This window comes from Citrobacter sp. S-77 (assembly GCF_963864895.1).
Classification (GTDB): domain Bacteria; phylum Pseudomonadota; class Gammaproteobacteria; order Enterobacterales; family Enterobacteriaceae; genus Citrobacter; species Citrobacter murliniae.
Genome location: NZ_CAWLWU010000002.1, coordinates 4987971 through 5004161 on the forward strand (window position 1 = coordinate 4987971; position 16191 = coordinate 5004161).

Sequence of the window (16191 nt, forward strand, 5' to 3'; positions counted from 1 at the left end):
TACAACAGAGAATTTACTCTCCCTCTCCCGGAAACAGGAACGGGTTGATGGAACTGCGGGCAAAACCCTCTTGTTCCATGTGCGCGTCCAGCATCAGTGAGGCGAGGTCGTCGGCAACAGCTTCTACTTTAGGGTCTTTTTCCTGATATAAAATCTTCAGGTAAGTTCCGCAGTCGCCACAGCTTTCAGCTTTAATAGCTGACTGCTCGTTATCCAGTGACCAGTAGTTCAAATCACGGCTTTGCTCGCAGTTGCTGCACTTCACGCGCACGACGTGCCACTCGGTTTCACACAAGTTGCAGTGCAGATAGCGCAGCCCCTGAGTGGTACCAATTTGCACCATACTGGAAACTGGCATCGAACCGCACACTGGGCAGAACTGGCGTTGCTCACCGTATTCTGCACGCGCTTTTCCGGGGATCAGGCTTGCCATTTGTGCCCAGTAGAGTGACAGAGCGGCCCAGATGAACGGCGCTTTATCGCTGCTGACAGACGCAAAATCAGAAGCAAACAGCGCACTGGCCATCAGTTCCAGCTCTTGCTCTGAGGCTTTTTCCAGATTCTCGATCACCGCTAAAGCAGGACCGCTCATTTCCGGTTTCAGCTCAGCAATTAACGATTGCAGCAGCTTTTGCCAGTGCTTATCGCGTGGAAGGACGTGGATATCCAGCGGCGGCTTGCCCTGATCGTTTGCTTCTTTGATGCGTGCGGTCAGGTCTATCTGCAGCGGATGGTCGTACAGCACCACTTCCTGTGCATGGGCGATCAGCGCGGCAAAGCGCAGGTAATCACCCAGCGGGTTGTTTTCAGCCAGCTCGCGCAGACGTTCAGCACGGCGGTTATACAAATTTTTGAGCCTGGGGAATAATAACGGCGGAATCATATCCGCCGTGCGTTTATCGCTCTTCTCCAGCTCATCTTGCGGGATTATGCGAATACTCATTCAGATGACTTTTCCTGTTTCTGGCGGACTTCACGGTACCAGCGTGGGTGATGTTTCTTCGCCCATGAACTGGTGACCCATCCTTCCACCATCGCGGTAATGGTGCCTTTCACCCAAAGGGCGGCGTAAATGTGCACCATGATAACCACAATTAACGCTACTGCGGCAAATGAATGCAGCATTAACGCGAATCGGATCACCGGGATTGAGAAAGCAGGCGCAAAATATGGACGCCAGATGACCACTCCACTCACCAGCAACAGGACCAGGAAGATAATCGCCGCCCAGAATACGCATTTCTGGCCGAAGTTATAACGTCCCGTGTCACCTACTTCCTCGTTGACGACGATCTTACGAATATTCTTCGCCCAAAAGATATCATCCCGATTGATTAGATTGTGGTGCCAGTAACGGAAAAACATGATGATAAACGAGGCAAACATGATCACACCGACAAACGGGTGCAGAATTCGCGCCAGTTGTGGAGTGCCCATAATTTGCATCAGCCAGTTAAAAGACGGGAAGAGAAAGCCCATCCCGCTCACTGCCGCCAGGATGAAACAGAAGGCGGTGATCCAGTGGTTGATGCGTTCCGGCGCCGTGTAGCGCACGATGGTGTCACGTCGTTTCATTTGCGCACCTCGTCTTTTTCTTCATGCAGATTGTCTTCTTCCTCTTCCGCACGGTTCGGACCGACACCGACGTAATGGAAGATACTGGCCGCAAATGTCGCTGCAAAGCCGACGGCTGCGAGGGGTTTCCAGATGCCTTTCCAGAACTTCACGGTGGCGCTGATTTCCGGGTTCTCCGGCAGGCCGTGATACAGATTCGGCTTGTCGGCGTGGTGCAATACATACATTACGTGCGTACCGCCAACACCCGCTGGATCGTACAGACCCGCATTGTCGTAACCACGAGTTTTCAGCTCCGCCACGCGCTCGCCTGCCAGCGTTTTCATCGACTCTTTGGTACCGAAATGAATCGCGCCGGTTGGGCAGGTTTTCACGCAGGCCGGTTCTTGCCCGACCACGACACGGTCAACGCACAGCGTACATTTATAGACGCGGTTATCGTCCGGGTTGAGTCGTGGCACGTCGAACGGGCAGCCCGCGATGCAGTAACCGCAGCCAATACACTGCTCGGACTGGAAGTCGACGATACCGTTGGCATACTGAATGATTGCGCCTTCAGCCGGACATGCCTTCAGGCAGCCCGGATCGGCGCAGTGCATACAGCCATCCTTACGGATAAGCCATTCGAGTTTGTCGTCTTGTTCCACTTCCGAGAAACGCATCACCGTCCAGGATTTGGCGGTTAAATCAGCCGGGTTGTCATATACCCCAACGTTGTTACCCACTTCATCACGGATATCGTTCCATTCCGAACACGCCACCTGACATGCTTTACAGCCGATGCAGGTGGTGACGTCGATAAGCTTTGCCACCTCTTCCTGATGGTCCCGCGCCTGAGGCGCGGGCGTGAAACCGTTAGTGGCGGAACGACGAATGATGTCTTGCGATTGATAAGCCATAGGTCGTCTCCGTTACACCTTTTCCACGTTCACGAGGAAGGACTTAAATTCCGGTGTCTGCGTGTTCGCATCACCGACGAATGGCGTTAACGTATTAGCGATAAAGCCTTTTTTCGCCACGCCTTCGTAGCCCCAGTGAATAGGAATACCGATAGTGTCGATATCCTGACCGTTTGCCTTCAGCGTGCGAATGCGTTTTGTCACCACTGCTTTGGCTTTAATGTAGCCGCGGTTAGAGGAGACTTTGACAGTATCGCCGTGGGATATACCGAGCTTATTCGCCAGCTTCTCACCAATTTCTACAAACTGTTCTGGCTGGGCGATGGCGTTCAGCAGCGCATGTTTGGTCCAGTAGTGGAAGTGCTCGGTCAGGCGATACGTTGTCCCGACGTACGGGAACTTATCTGCTTTCCCCAGTGCTTCTTCGTCGCCTTTAAAGATACGGGCGGCAGGGTTAGAGATAACGTTCGGGTGCAGCGGGTTAGTCCCCAGTGGGGTTTCAAACGGCTCGTAGTGTTCCGGGAATGGGCCTTCTGCCATTTTATCGATAGCAAACAGACGTCCCATACCTTCGGGCTGCATGATAAACGGTCCGACATTGCTGCCAGGTGCGGCGGCGCTGTAGTCCGGAATATCCATCCCGCTCCATTTCGCCCCATCCCATTTCAGGATCTGGCGCTTCGGATCCCACGGGTTACCCTGTGGGTCAGCGGAGGCACGGTTATACAGAATGCGCCGGTTGAGCGGCCATGCCCATGCCCAGCCCAGCGTATTGCCAAGGCCCGACGGGTCGGCGTTATCGCGACGCGCCATCTGGTTGCCTTCCGGCGTCCAGCTTCCGGCGAAAATCCAGCAACCGCTGGAGGTCGTACCGTCATCGCGCAACTGGGCAAACGAGCTAAGCTGTTGTCCTTTCTTGACGATAACCGCGCCGGTAGCCGGATCGGTGATGTCGGCCAACGCTTTACCGTTACTCTCCATCGCCACTTCTTCCGAAGCCGGTTCATGTGGTGTGGAGTAGTTCCAGGTCATACTCAGCACCTGTTCCGGGTTTGCGCCGCCCTGTTCGGCGTACATTTTACGCAGACGCAGGAAGATACCGGCGAGGATTTCACCGTCAGTGGCGGCAATCCCTGGGGCATCCGCACCTTTCCAGTGCCATTGCAGCCAGCGACCAGAGTTAACGATAGAACCGTTTTCTTCCGCGAAGCAGGTGGACGGCAGGCGGAAAACTTCAGTCTGGATTTTCGAGGGATCAACATCGTTTGACTCACCGTGGTTTTGCCAGAAGGTGGACGTTTCGGTGTTGAGCGGATCGATAGTTACCAGGAACTTCAGTTTCGACAGTGAAGCCACGACCTTGTTTTTGTTAGGGAATGAGGCAACCGGGTTGAAGCCCTGGCAGATGTAGCCATTCACTTTGCCCTGGTTCATCATCTCGAAGTACTGCAGAACGTCATACCCTTTGTCCCACTTCGGCAGCCAATCGAAGCCCCAGCTGTTTTCCGCTGTCGCTTTATCGCCAAAGAAGGCCTTCATCATCGAAACGAAGAATTTCGGGTAGTTGCCCCAGTAGTTTACCTGACCTTCCAGCAACGGTTTTGGTGTGTTAGCAGCAAGGTAGGTTTGCAGATCAGTTTGTTTTTCGCTTGGCAGCGTCATATAGCCTGGCAGGCTTTGTGACAGCAAACCTAAGTCAGTCAGCCCCTGGATGTTGGAGTGACCACGCAGGGCGTTAACACCGCCGCCAGCCATACCCATATTGCCAAGCAGCAACTGGATCATCGCCATGGTACGAATGTTCTGCGCACCAACGGAGTGTTGTGTCCAGCCCAGCGCGTACAGGAACGAGGCGGTTTTATCTTTCACGCTGGTTTCAGCGATATATTCGCAGACTTTCAGGAAGTCGGCTTTCGGCGTACCGCAGATGTTTTCTACGACGTCCGGCGTGTAGCGGGAAACGTGCGTTTTCAGCAGGTTCCAGACACAGCGCGGATGTTGCAGGGTGACATCGCGTTTGGCGAAGCCTTTTTCATCCAGCTCGTAGTTCCAACTGGTTTTATCATACTTGCGTTTATCCGCGTCATAGCCGGTGAACAGGCCATCTTCGAAGCCATAATCTTCACGCACAATCAGGCTGGCGTTGGTATAGGCCTCGGTGTATTCGCGGTTAAATTTTTCGTTATTCAGCAGGTACAGCAAAACGCCTGACAGGAATGCAATGTCAGTACCAGAACGAATTGGGGCATAAAAATCAGCCACCGCAGCAGTTCGCGTAAAGCGCGGATCAATCACAATCAGCTTCGCGCCGTTATGAATTTTGGCTTCCATCGCCCAGCGGAATCCGACCGGGTGAGCTTCAGCGGCGTTACCGCCCATCACCACGATAAGGTTGGCATTTTTGATGTCGACCCAGTGGTTGGTCATCGCACCGCGACCAAATGTTGGAGCAAGACTTGCTACCGTTGGTCCGTGTCAGACACGCGCCTGGTTGTCGACCGCGAGCATACCGAGCGCGCGAGAGAATTTTTGCGTTAAGTAGCCGGTTTCATTACTGGAAGCGGAAGCACACAGCATCCCGGTAGAAAGCCAGCGGTTAACGGTAACGCCTTCGGCGTTCTGCGCAACGTAGTTTGCGTCGCGGTCTTCTTTCATCAGTTTAGCGATGCGGTCAAATGCCTCATCCCAACTGATTTGTTGCCATTTATCGGAGCCAGGCGCGCGGTATTCCGGGAATTTGAGGCGGCTTTCGGAATGGATAAAATCCACCAGACCGGCCCCTTTAGGGCAAAGCGCACCACGGTTGACCGGATGGTCCGGATCACCCTCGATATGGAAGATGGATGCTTTGGCGTTTTTTGCTCCGTCACCGAGACTGTACATTAACAGTCCACAGCCAACGGAACAGTAAGTGCAGGTGTTACGGGTTTCGCGGGTGCGCAGCAATTTATATTGCCGTGTTTCCGCTAGCGCTACGCCGGGTGCAAAGCCCAGTGCCGCTGCCGTGGTGCCTGCCATACCGCCAGCGCAGATCTTAAAGAACTGCCTTCTGCTGACCTGCATGGTTCGCTCCTTGTTTCGACATTGTCACGTTCCCTTCGTTTTTTGTAACGCGAACGCGAGGGAAGTGGTTGTTATTTTTCTTTGCGGACGGGACCGCAAAGGTCCAGAATTGGGTGAATTTCCCTCCGTCCAGGAGGGGTTTGTAAAGAATACCACAATGTTGGTATGTGTGTTCCAATATGGTTAAAAGAAAGTGAATAAGATTATTCAAGAAAACAACCAAAATGTGACGACTGTTACGGGATCACGTCAGTTGACCCTCTGGAAACGTGAGGATTTGCAACATCCTCAGCCGGATGAGGTGGCTGAAGAAGTGCCTGTTGCGCTGGTTTACAACGGGATTTCACACGTGGTGATGATGGCATCACCGAAAGATCTTGAGCATTTCGCGCTGGGCTTTTCGCTTTCTGAAGGCATTATTGAGAGCCCGCAGGATATCTTCGGGATGGAAGTGGTTCCTTCCTGTAACGGACTTGAGGTGCAGGTTGAACTCTCCAGCCGCCGTTTTATGGGGTTGAAGGAGCGTCGTCGCGCACTGGCAGGTCGCACTGGCTGCGGCGTTTGCGGCGTGGAACAACTCAATGACATTGGTAAGCCGGTCCAGCCTCTGCCGTTTACGCAGACATTTGATCTGGCGGACCTCGATCGCGCATTAACGCATCTGAATGATTTCCAGCCCGTAGGTCAACGTACTGGCTGCACGCATGCGGCGGCCTGGGTACAGCCGTCGGGGATTCTGGCGGGCGGGCATGAAGATGTTGGCCGCCATGTTGCACTGGATAAATTACTGGGGCGGCGCGCAATCGAAGGGGAAAGTTGGCAGCAGGGGGCGGTATTAGTTTCCAGTCGTGCCAGCTATGAGATGGTGCAGAAGTCAGCGATGTGTGGTGTTGAGATCCTGTTCGCTGTTTCTGCGGCTACGACGCTCGCCGTTGAAGTTGCCGAACGTTGTAACCTGACGCTGGTGGGTTTTTGCAAACCGGGTAGGGCGACAATTTATACGCACCCACAGCGTCTGATTGCTGAATAATATAAATTCAAAAAAATTGAACAAGACTGGCAAATCCTTCCGCTTTTAGTTGTGTGATGTGAAGGCTATTATTTATCACATCAAGGCACGGTGCCTTATTCAAACAACTAAGTTAAAGGGTTCATATCATGAAAAGCATCAAAACTTTTGTCGCAGTTATCGCTCTCGCTACTTCATTCGGTTCTTTCGCTGCTCAATCAGTTACTGCAACCGGTTCTACACTGGACAGCGCTGAAGCAAAAATCGCTGCACAGGCTGAACGTGCAGGTGCCAGCGATTATAAAATTACTCAGGCATACACCGGTAACCGCGTGCATATGACCGCTGAACTGCTGAAATAATATTGCAGACCATTGTTGAAAGAGCGCCTCAGGGCGCTTTTTTCATTTCTGTGGTTACTCTTTTAGTAGCGAGATAAATGCTTCATAGCCAGTTAATTCGATAATGTCTTCGGCTGGATGGCGGTACAGCACGCTGGCCAGATAACTGAAGATTTTTAATTCATGCCGTGCGTCGGCGGCGGCACATGCGATAAGGACATGGCTGACCGGTTCGTTGTTAACCTGCACCGAATGGGTGAGAGTAATAAAAAAACCGCGAAAGCGGCGTTCCTGCTCACTCCAGCAATGGGGGATCGCCAGCCGGTTGACAATCAGATTTTCACCTTCGCTCTCACGAGCGCAGATATGCCGCGCTTCATCATCAGTCATATGTTCTTGCGTCACGAGCTGTGCGCAAATTTTCACAATAATGCTCCGCCAGCTTTCGTCCGGTGTATTCGGATAATGAAAGCTACCCGCAGCTGAAAAAAAACGCTCCGGCTGCTGGCGAATAAAGGCCGTGGCAAGAAAGTTTTTGATCTGCTCTGTTCCTGCCGAGGTAATGATGCTTTTAATAGTGATGACATTTTTTACTGAATCATCAAGTAAATAATGGCTGTTATTGATGATCAGTAACGGTTTTACTTCCTGGAAAATTGCATTCAGTTCGCCAGGCGTACGCGCAATGATTACCCGGCAATTTAATACATCCCGTTCAATGGCTTGCTGGTTAATCGTGGCAATCGCATTTTGGTCAGATAACAACATAATGGGCTGACGCTCATTTTGATGCCGTTCCAGTGCGCAGGCAAAATACAGCCCGGTCAGATCACTATCAAAAAGTGGAGTATTTAACTGCTCACGCAACAGGGCAATAAAACGCAAACTCATATCGAAGGCGGCTGGCCAGACTGCTTTTAGATTGTTCATGCTGCTCTGGCGATGTTCAGGTATCCAGACAGGTGCTGCAACACATCTCAGTAAGTGTCCGGTGATGTTATCAACCAACTGGCTATCGATAATGTTGAGTGAGGTGGTGCCCGGTAACTTTTGTAGCACTGAAATTATAGCGCCGGGGGTTATCGCCGCGGCTTGCTGTTGCTGCATTTCCAGCAACCCACTCAGCGTTCTGAATGCGTTATCTCCCAGGTAGATCCCACTCTGTTCCACGGTATTTTTCAGTGACGTATGCCGACATTCGGGCCAGCAGGCGGTGAGCTGATTGCGCAAGGCATAGACCGCCAGTACCAGGCTGGCGAGGTATTCACCTGATATCAGGGGGAGTTCATCGAGGCCTTCACATGCAACGTTGAGCCGTTCAATATTGTCATGTGTGAGGCCTGGTAGCGGGATCAGGAACATGTCTTTTTTGAACAAGTTCGCCAGCAGAATAATACGTTTTTCTTCCGGCTCATCAATGAAGTGCCCCACGCCCGGACGGCTGGAAATGCTAAATGTGCGCTCATAGCGTTGCTTCAGGCGCGGTAATCTGTCGGCCACCCAGGTCTCGGGTAAGTTTAACGCAGACGCCAGCTGCAGGCGGGTCGTGAAGGTGTTCAGTAATAGAAACGCCAGCAACCGGTCATCATTATCATGTCGTTGCAGAAGCTGGAAGTAGCTACGTCTGTCAACAATATCCAACTGATATCCCGCGCTGCCACCTGGCTGGATACGCGCTTTGCCGCTCAGAGTAAAATTAAGGTAATCAATATCACGCAGGATGGTTCTGCCCGAAACGCCAGTTTGTCGTGCCAGCTCGCTAAGCGGGCTGGCCTGCTGTTCCAGAATGTCCACGATCTTTAACTGGCGGTCGTTCAACATATACATTTCCTCTTTCAGGCTGCTTCTGCGTTGGCCGTATTCATTCACCCCGGTTACGTACTACCTGTACGCTCCTGTGGATTCATTCATTTGCCGCTTTGATGTAACCCGAACGAGTTCGTGTATCGATATCCTGGCGAAAGTGGGTAAACTCTTCGACCTTCTCTGCAGTCAGTGAACACAACAGTTCTCGCACCAGCGTAAACAGGGCGTCATAGTCTGTTGCAGAAATCATGCCGCTGTTGGCGTGCAGATAGCGGGTGGGCAGGCACAATGCCGCGACGGGGCGACCGCCGCCCATCACGTTGTAACGACCGCCGTCCGTTGCGCCGGTTTTCATGGTGCAAAATTGCAACGGGGCACCACTGCTTTCCGCGCTCTCTTTTAACGCGGCGACCAACTTCTGGTTAGGGAAATAGCGTTTATCAAACAGCATCAGGCCTGGCCCATCACCCAGTTTCAGCGGGTATTTGATGCTGTCGATTCCCGGCACGTCGCCCGCGACGGCGGTATCGAGCACGATCACCACGTCAGGTTTAATGTGCTCGGCTGAGGTTTGCGCTCCGCGCAGCCCAACTTCTTCCTCCACGCTGCCGACGCCGTACAGGGTAATTTCAGGGTTATCCACCGTCTGCAACAGCTCCGCCATCAGAGCGCAACCGACGCGATTATCCAGCGCTTTACCCACTATTTTATCTTCACCCCAACGAGCGAAATTCGCCTCCGGGCTGATGAAATCACCGACGGCGATGCCCCGTTTTTCCACCTGCTCACGACTTTTCGCACCAATATCAATGAACATTTCGTCAAAGTTCAGTGGTTGTTGTTTCTGCTTTTCCGTTAAAGCATGGGGTGCTACGGAGCCAATGAGGCCAGGAATTTTACATCCTTCGCGGGTGCGAATGGTTACCCGATGGTTGAGCATCGACTGGTTCCACCAGCCACCAATAGTGGTAAAACGCAGAAAACCGCTAGCGTCGATATGCGTCACCATAAAACCGACTTCATCCATATGGCCGACGATTGCAACTTTCGGTCCCCGATGTCCTTTGCGGGCGACAAAACTACCCAGACCGTCAAAGGTAATTTCATCCACGCAGGACTCTAGCGAATTGATGAGGATGGTGCGCACTTCCTGCTCATCGCCGCTGACGGCACTGGCCTCGCATAACTGCTGAAGTAATTCATTGTTCATGTGCAAGCTCCTGCTGCGCGGCCTTAGCTTTCCGTTTGAGCCACAGTCCTTTAAGGATGATGATTAACGCAATGTTCAGTGCCAGGCCGATTGCCAGCACCAGATAAAACGACCCAACCGGCGACATCAGGCCGATCAGCGGATCAAAGATACCTAATCCCGGCGCCAGCCGTTTGATTCCGAAGGCGATTACCAGCATGCCAGTAATACCGCCAGAGAGCGTATTGGCAGTGATCATCGGTAACGGTGCGGCCAGCGCGTAAGGGATTGCGGGTTCAGTCGCAACCGTTGCGCCTACCACAATCGCACTACTGGCGGCGGCCTTCTCCTGTTGAGTAAACAGTTTAGGCGCCAGATATGTAGCGATACCCGCTGCGACGGGGGGCATCAGTGCCACTACACCGACGATGGCGTACCAGTCGTAGATCTGTTTTTCCAGGAGTGAGAAGCAGAAGAACCATGCAGTTTTGTTGATTGGTCCGCCCATGTCGAATGCCAGCATCGCTCCGACAAGAAAGGCTGCACCCATTTTCATTGATGGGGGAATAGTGTTCAGGAAGTGCAGTAATCCGCTCATGATGTCGGACATCACCGGGCCAATGACATACCAGGTCAATACCCCAAACACCAGCAGAGTCACGAATGGGATCAACATTGAGCCGAGCAGCGGCTGGAGCGCTTTGCCGAGGCGTACTTTGCGAAACCACAGCACGAAATAGCCGACCGCCAGTCCCAGCACCACCGCGCCGAGAAAACCCGCACCAGACTGGGTGCCCAGCAATCCTTTATCGTTCGCCAGATAGCAAACCAGAAATGCCGGAGCGAAAGCGGGTTTATCAGCAATCGACCATGCGATGTATGCGCCCATAATCGGGATCATAAAGGTGAAGCCGAGATAGCCGATAGACTCGACTACCCAGGTAAACGACGGCGCACCTTTCGACATATCGGTATACGGTAAACCGAGCTGCACCAGCATATTGGCGAGCGCAACCAGAATACCGCCGCCAATAACAAACGGCAGCGCGGCGGAAACTCCCGCCATCAGATGACTCATCACACTGCCTTGCTGAACATCCTGTTTACCTAATTTCATGCCGCTATCTGTTGTAAACAGCTGCGAATGTGAAGGAAGTTGCGTGAATATCTGATCGATATTTTTCAGCGCCTGGGAAATAGCGATCTCATACACTTTCTTCCCGGAGAACCGAACCCGATCTTCGGCGCTTAATCCGCGTCCCGTTGCCAGAATCACGTAGTCCGCAGCGGCTATTTCTTCGCTGGTCAGGCGGTTTTCGACGCCGCTTGAGCCTTGAGTTTCGACTTTAATCGTATGGCCAAGTGACTGCGCTTTCTGTTCCAGCGCTTCTGCCACCATGTAGGTGTGGGCGATTCCCGCAGGACAGTTGGTGATCGCCACTAAACGTAAGGATGACTCCATAGCCGCTTCCTTATGAAGTTAAGGTCTGATTTAGCAAGGCAAGAACCTGTTCAGCGTTGCCCTGTTTCAGTTGGTTGATAAAATCCTGATGGATAATTTTTCGGCACAGGGTGCCGATGATTTGGACCTGAGAGTCTTCGCCGGTTTGCGGTACACCGAGGCATATCCAGCAGTTGACGTCCTCACTGTCGCTGGCTTTCCAGTCCACGCTTTCGGATTTACGCGCAAACAGAACGAAGGGCTGCTTCACGCAGGTGCTTTTGCCGTGGGGAACAGCGATACCCGATCCAAATCCGGTGGAATGCAATTTTTCTCGTAGCAGCAGCGTTTGCAGGAACAGGGGGCGATCGGTGATATAGCCGTTCTTAAATGCCATATTTGCGAACTGCTTTAGAATGGAATAAACGCTATTGCCCTGAATATTCAGATCAAGACAGTTTGCGGTGAGGGCTGCCATGGTAAGACTCCATTAAAACCTGTTTGATTTGATTTTAACGGTGGGACGGTGAAGAGATGAGCGGCAATATGTCGGGGAAATGTGACAATACACCGCTGAGTCGGGTACTGTTTTTGCGGGGTGCTACACATAATCATATGGAAAATTAACCTGATGAATTTGTCGTCATCAGGTTAAAGGGGGAATCAATTTATTCCTGCCATTCTCAACAGTGCTGTCACGACCGCCGCGGCAATAATCACCACAATTAGTGGCATCTTACGCCAGGCGAGAAATACGGCGAAGCCAACACCCAGCAGGCGCGCCATACCGGCAAAATGTTCGCCTTCATAAAAGGTGGTTGCCAGTGCGACGGAGAACAGTAATACCGTTGCAGCATCTGAAAGCAGCGCCTGGGAACGCTCGGAGAACGCCAGGCGGCTACCCAGTTTTGCTCCCCCTAAACGCATTAGATACGTTCCCAGAGACAGGATAGCGATACCGACGATAAACAGCGTCATGTTGCCCATTATTTTTTCCTCGTCAGTAGGCCAAACAGTGAGAGCAACACCGGCAGTCCCACCGGGGCAAAAGGTACGGCGGCGAGCGACAGCGCAGCACCGCTACAGGCGCGGACCAGTGTGGTACGGTTTTTAAATGCCGGAACAACTAAGGCCAGCAGAATGGCGGGAAATACGGCGTCCAGACCGATGGTTTCTGGTGCTGGCAATAGCTTGCCAACCATCGCCCCAAGCAGCGTGCCCAATGGCCAGATAATGGCGACGCCCAAACCGCACAGCCAGTAGGCCGCTTTACGCTGCTCCGGTGTTTTTTGCGACAGGCCAAACACCACGCTTTCATCGTTCATGATATGGCAGCCGAGGAAACTGGCGGCACGTGTTCCCACCAGATCGCGCACCGTAACGCCAAACGGGACGTGACGGGCGTTAACCAGCAGCCCGGCTGCCGCTGCGGCCAGCGGGTTACCCCCGCTGGCGACAATGCCGATAAACATAAATTCGGATGCGCCAGCCAGCACAGTAATGGAGAGTACAAACGGTACCCAAAGTGGAAATCCGTAAGCCATTGCCAGTGAGCCGTAAGACATCCCTACCACACCGACCGCCAGACACACTAAAAGTATCGCTTTTATCGTGTCGCCTTTAAGACTGGAAAAATAATGTTTCATACTGTTTTGGCTATATCGAACGAATTTCCATTATAATGAACGTAACAGATTTGCTTTACAAGTCGAACGATTCGTTCGATATAAAAAACATGGAGTCATGTATGACCCAACCCATCAGTATGATTGCGAAAAGCCTGGTGCGCGAACGTCAGCGTACCGGTCTGTCACTGGCAGAGATTGCTCGACGCGCGGGGATTGCAAAATCCACGCTTTCGCAACTGGAAGCGGGCAATGGAAATCCTAGCCTGGAAACGCTGTGGTCGCTGTGTGTGGCGCTGGATATTCCCTTCGCACGGCTGCTGGAGCCTTTGGAGCAAAAAACCCAGGTGATACGTCGCGGCGAAGGGACAAAAGTGGTAGCTGAGCAGGCTCATTATCAGGCGATTTTACTGGCAGCCTGTCCACCGGGTGCAAGAAGGGATATCTATTTGCTGCTGACACAACCGGGAGCAGATCGTATTTCTCACCCGCATCCGCCGGGATCGGTCGAGCACATTATTGTGACGCAGGGCAAGGCGCTGGTGGGACTGACCGAAGCCCCCGAGGAGTTGGCAGAAGGGGACTACATTTGTTACCCCGCTGATCAGGAACATATCTTTAAAGCGCTGGAGCCTGACACGCAGGCAATTCTGGTGGCAGAGCAGAACTGATCTCAAAATGACGTTGTGCCGGATGATGGTGCTTGCACCCTTATCCGGCCTGTGGACTGTATTCGCCGTAGGCCGGTCAAGCGCAAGCACCATCCGATGTACACATCACTCCAGGTAAAACACTTCTTTTAGCTCTGCACTTACCGGGCTGTTGTCCGGATTGGCAGGCATTACGTCACGCATATGCTTCCACCAGCGCTGACAAACGTCGGTACTGGCTACCGCATTCCAGCGCTCTTCGGACTCAATCTCAACGGTGGCGAACAGTAAATTGCGTTCCTGGTCGAGATAAATGGCATAGTGATGTGCGCCGTGGGCTTTCAGTACGGCTTCCAGTTCCGGCCAGATGGGATTATGACGACGCTGATACTCTTCATGTGCATCAGCATTCACCTGCATCACAAAGGCTTTGCGGATCATAACGCCTCCAGATACAGCTCGCGGACTTCGTCGCGGCTGGCGGTGCGCGGATTACATGGTGCACACGGATCGGCCAGTGCTTTGTCCAGCCAGCCTTCGATATCCTCTTTGGTGACGCCAAGCGAACTAAACCCAGCAGGAATACCGACACGTTTGCTTAACGCGCGGATAGCGTTGATGGCTTCCATGCTTGCGGTCTCATCGCTCATCCCTCGGGTATCGACACCCATTGCCTGCGCTACGCGAGCAAAGCGAGCCACGGCGTTCGGGCGGTTAAAGTTTTCGATAACGGGCAGCAGGATGGCGTTGCAAACGCCGTGCGGCAGGTTATGCGTTGCGCCCGGCTGATGTGCCAGCGCATGCACCAGCCCGAGGCCGGCGCTGTTGAACGCCATGCCCGCCAGGTACTGGCCAAACGCCATTTGTTCACGCGCTTCGAGGTTATGACCATCGTCAACCGCTTTTGGCAGCCACAGGTTGATCAGGCGAATGGCTTCCAGCGCGTTGGCGTCGGTCAGTGGATGCGCGCCGATGGAAACATAGGCTTCAATCGCATGAGTCAGGGCGTCCATACCGGTGGCCGCGGTGACAGAGGCCGGAATTTCCAGCATGACGCTGGCGTCATCCACGGCGATATCAGGAATAATGTTCGGATCGATAATGACCTCTTTGACCTTGCGCGCGGAATCGATGATCACCGCATTACTGGTCATTTCTGCCGCTGTGCCTGCGGTGGTGTTAATTGCGACCAGCGGTACGCCCGCATTTTTCACTTTGCCCACCCCGGAATACGCGGTAGACGGACCAGGGTTTGCGGTCAGAATTTTCACCGCTTTGGCGGTATCGATTGGGCTGCCGCCGCCGAAAGCGATAATGTAATCACACTGTGCGTCCTGATACGCCGCAAAGCCTTTCTGCACCAGTTCTTCTGTTGGGTTAGGGAACACCTCGTCGAACAAGTGATACGACATTTTATGCGTATCAAGCGCGGCAAACAGGCTATCCAGCAGGCCCAGCTTGACCAGTTGACCATCGGTAACGATCAGCGCTTTACCCCATTGCTTGTTAGCGACCAGATTAACCATGTCGCCAATTGCCCCTGCGCCGTGAAGACTGATTTTAGGAAGTGCCAACATAAAGCTCATGAATATTCTCCTTAAAAGTAATGTCCTGTAGGCCGGATAAAGCGAACTGCCATCCGGCATTGTGTTATTACCTGATGACGACGCTGGCGCGCCTTATCAGGCCTACGGTGGGAGGTATCAGTACAGCTCTAATGCGCTGGCAAGCGGGGTGACGCCGAAACGTTTGCCGAGAGCAATCAGCTCTTCACGCGTGATGGTTTGCTTCATACCGCCCATCGAATAAATTTTGACTAAAACTTCAGCAGATTTCTCTGCGGTATCTATCAAACCGAACGCTTCGTCGAGTGTAGGGCCGCTGCCGAACACGCCGTGGAACGGCCACAGTACCAGTGAGTGCTTTTGCATTTCCTGCGCGGTGGCCTGCCCGATTTCATCGGTGCCAGGCACCATCCACGGCAGAATGCCGACGCCATCCGGGAACACTACCAGGCACTCGGTGCTGCCTTCCCACAGTTTGCGGGTGATCAGCGCGGTGGTGTTTTCCAGCACGTAGGTCAGGGCAATCAGGTTGGTCGCGTGGCAGTGCATGATCACCCGATCTTTACCGTGGGTGGCTTTAATGCGCTCACAGTGGGAAAGAAAGTGAGCTGGCAGTTCGGAAGTTGGAACGGCTTCGTGGGTCAGCCCCCAAAGAATGTGATAGCCCGCACCGTCGCTGTCGATTTTCACTACGCCCAAATTTGCTGCCGGATCGAGCTGGACGTTGCGGAAGAATTTGCCGGAGCCGGTGACGATAAAAGGCGTGTTCGCCAGCAGCGGCATCGGCTGACTCAGCGCGATATAACGTGGTTCTTTGTGGAAATCGGCGGTAAAGGGCGCAATATCCGCTTCATCCAGGCGCAGCGTCAGGTTGCCTCCGTTGCGCTCATCCCAGCCTTTCAGCCAGGCATCAGAAGTGGCTTTGATCATTCCCTGAACGAACCAGGATGTGGTTATGTTCTGCATGTTTGGTGTTCCTGTCTGTTTTGTTGCCCGATGGCGGATTACGCCTTATCGGGCCTACGATG

General features: G+C 53.1%; 16 protein-coding genes. 3 read left to right on the forward strand and 13 right to left on the reverse strand.

Translation table 11 applies throughout. The annotated features are described in order from the left end of the window. Positions 1-13: 13 nt before the first annotated feature. The 4 genes from fdhE to fdnG are packed head-to-tail and all read right to left on the reverse strand — an operon-like array spanning position 14 to position 5537. Positions 14-943, reverse strand: coding sequence for a formate dehydrogenase accessory protein FdhE (fdhE, locus tag AACS05_RS24305; RefSeq protein ID WP_045449235.1), 930 nt, complete (start codon positions 941-943; stop codon positions 14-16). Then, entirely contained in the window at positions 940-1575 is a 636-nt protein-coding gene (fdoI, locus tag AACS05_RS24310) for a formate dehydrogenase cytochrome b556 subunit (RefSeq protein ID WP_045449236.1), read from the reverse strand. The genes fdhE and fdoI overlap by 4 nt, the downstream gene beginning before the upstream one ends. After that, on the reverse strand, positions 1572-2474 hold the full coding sequence (gene fdoH / locus AACS05_RS24315) for a formate dehydrogenase O subunit beta (protein WP_045449238.1): 903 nt from the start codon (positions 2472-2474) through the stop codon (positions 1572-1574). Before fdoH ends, fdoI begins: the two co-directional genes overlap by 4 nt. 12 nt (positions 2475-2486) lie before the next feature. After that, entirely contained in the window at positions 2487-5537 is a 3051-nt protein-coding gene (gene fdnG / locus AACS05_RS24320) for a formate dehydrogenase-N subunit alpha (RefSeq protein ID WP_144243092.1), read from the reverse strand. 193 nt (positions 5538-5730) lie between these two features. Here fdnG and fdhD point away from each other — a divergent pair, with 193 nt between their 5' ends. Beyond that, a complete protein-coding gene (gene fdhD / locus AACS05_RS24325) occupies positions 5731-6567 on the forward strand; it encodes a formate dehydrogenase accessory sulfurtransferase FdhD (RefSeq protein ID WP_045449242.1) in 837 nt (278 codons plus the stop codon). A gap of 128 nt (positions 6568-6695) precedes the next feature. Next, positions 6696-6908 carry a YdgH/BhsA/McbA-like domain containing protein gene (locus tag AACS05_RS24330; RefSeq protein ID WP_045449244.1) on the forward strand — a complete coding sequence of 71 codons (213 nt, stop codon included), beginning with the start codon at positions 6696-6698 and terminating at the stop codon, positions 6906-6908. 54 nt (positions 6909-6962) lie between these two features. Here the strand turns inward: AACS05_RS24330 and AACS05_RS24335 are convergent, their stop codons facing one another. The 6 genes from AACS05_RS24335 to AACS05_RS24360 all read right to left on the reverse strand — a co-directional run bounded on the left by AACS05_RS24335 (position 6963) and on the right by AACS05_RS24360 (position 12969). Next, positions 6963-8708, reverse strand: a complete 1746-nt coding sequence (locus AACS05_RS24335; protein WP_045449245.1) for a putative frv operon regulatory protein — start codon at positions 8706-8708, stop codon at positions 6963-6965. 82 nt (positions 8709-8790) lie between these two features. Next, a complete protein-coding gene (locus AACS05_RS24340) occupies positions 8791-9903 on the reverse strand; it encodes an aminopeptidase (protein ID WP_045449247.1) in 1113 nt (370 codons plus the stop codon). Next, positions 9893-11344: a PTS fructose-like transporter subunit IIBC gene (locus AACS05_RS24345; RefSeq protein WP_045449249.1), complete on the reverse strand. Its 1452-nt coding sequence runs from the start codon at positions 11342-11344 to the stop codon at positions 9893-9895. The genes AACS05_RS24340 and AACS05_RS24345 overlap by 11 nt, the downstream gene beginning before the upstream one ends. Before the next feature lie 10 nt (positions 11345-11354). Further along, entirely contained in the window at positions 11355-11801 is a 447-nt protein-coding gene (locus AACS05_RS24350; protein WP_045449250.1) for a PTS fructose transporter subunit IIA, read from the reverse strand. 185 nt (positions 11802-11986) lie between these two features. Further along, positions 11987-12310 (reverse strand): AzlD domain-containing protein, encoded by a 324-nt coding sequence (locus tag AACS05_RS24355; RefSeq protein WP_045449252.1) that lies wholly within the window; start codon positions 12308-12310, stop codon positions 11987-11989. After that, positions 12310-12969: an AzlC family ABC transporter permease gene (locus tag AACS05_RS24360; protein ID WP_045449254.1), complete on the reverse strand. Its 660-nt coding sequence runs from the start codon at positions 12967-12969 to the stop codon at positions 12310-12312. Before AACS05_RS24360 ends, AACS05_RS24355 begins: the two co-directional genes overlap by 1 nt. Positions 12970-13070: 101 nt before the next feature. On the opposite strand from AACS05_RS24360, the gene AACS05_RS24365 reads away from it, so the two are divergent. Further along, positions 13071-13619, forward strand: a complete 549-nt coding sequence (locus tag AACS05_RS24365; protein WP_045449256.1) for a helix-turn-helix domain-containing protein — start codon at positions 13071-13073, stop codon at positions 13617-13619. Positions 13620-13724: 105 nt separating this feature from the next. Here the strand turns inward: AACS05_RS24365 and rhaM are convergent, their stop codons facing one another. The 3 genes from rhaM to rhaD all read right to left on the reverse strand — a co-directional run bounded on the left by rhaM (position 13725) and on the right by rhaD (position 16129). After that, positions 13725-14039 carry an L-rhamnose mutarotase gene (rhaM, locus tag AACS05_RS24370; protein ID WP_045449257.1) on the reverse strand — a complete coding sequence of 105 codons (315 nt, stop codon included), beginning with the start codon at positions 14037-14039 and terminating at the stop codon, positions 13725-13727. Further along, positions 14036-15184, reverse strand: coding sequence for a lactaldehyde reductase (gene fucO / locus AACS05_RS24375; protein ID WP_045449259.1), 1149 nt, complete (start codon positions 15182-15184; stop codon positions 14036-14038). Before fucO ends, rhaM begins: the two co-directional genes overlap by 4 nt. Before the next feature lie 117 nt (positions 15185-15301). Beyond that, a complete protein-coding gene (gene rhaD, locus AACS05_RS24380) occupies positions 15302-16129 on the reverse strand; it encodes a rhamnulose-1-phosphate aldolase (protein ID WP_045449266.1) in 828 nt (275 codons plus the stop codon). Positions 16130-16191 lie beyond the last annotated feature (62 nt).